Here is a 657-nt window from a genome sequence, read left to right as displayed (position 1 = left end):
CCAGTCAGTCTGGTGGACGTGTCGGTGGTGGTGGCCGCAGAGGAGGACGGCGTTGCTGAGGCTGGTTGGGCCGCCGTCGGCCCAGTGGTGGATGTGGTGGGCGTGGCACCAGCGGGGTGGGCGGTCGCAGCCGGGGAACGCGCAGCCGCGGTCGCGGAGTACGAGGGCGCGGCGCAGTGGCCCGGTGATGAGGCGGCGTTGTCGGCCGACGTCGAGGACCTGGCCGGTGCCGCCGAGGACGGCGGGCAGCAGGGTCGCGTCGCAGGCCAGCCGACGCACGGCCTCGGGTGTGAGGCTGAGGCCGGTGTCGAGGGCGCCACTGCTCAGCTGCCGGGTCAGCGCTTCGTAGCTCGTGGTGACGACGATCTGGGCGGGGTCGCCGCCGTGTTCGGGCAGCTCGCCGGTTCGGAGGGCGAGTCGGCACACCTCGGCGAGGGCGTCGTGGCGGCGTTGCCTGGGGGAGCGGGTGTCGTCCAGTCCGGACGGGGCGCTCAGTGGGTCGATGGCGGCGCGGAACAGGGCGGCGGTTTCGGTGTCGAGGGTGCCGGTGAGTCGCAGTCGGCCGTCGGTCTGCTCGGACAGGGTGAGGTGCCGGTCGCGGGTGGCGCGGCGTGCTTCGGCGTCGAGGGCGGCTTGGGTGGCGGCGTCGGCGATGTC

The 657-nt window shown here is 74.3% G+C and carries 1 protein-coding gene; it reads right to left on the bottom strand.

Features of this window, described 5'->3' with window-relative positions; all coding sequences use genetic code 11:
- A partial coding sequence (locus GUI43_RS33305) for an HNH endonuclease signature motif containing protein (protein ID WP_146765987.1) occupies positions 1-657 on the bottom strand: 657 nt, incomplete at both ends.

It is taken from the genome of Micromonospora noduli (assembly GCF_003264365.1).
Taxonomy (GTDB): domain Bacteria; phylum Actinomycetota; class Actinomycetes; order Mycobacteriales; family Micromonosporaceae; genus Micromonospora; species Micromonospora noduli.
Note: the sequence above shows the minus strand (reverse complement) of the source record. Positions and strands in the feature narration are given on the sequence as shown.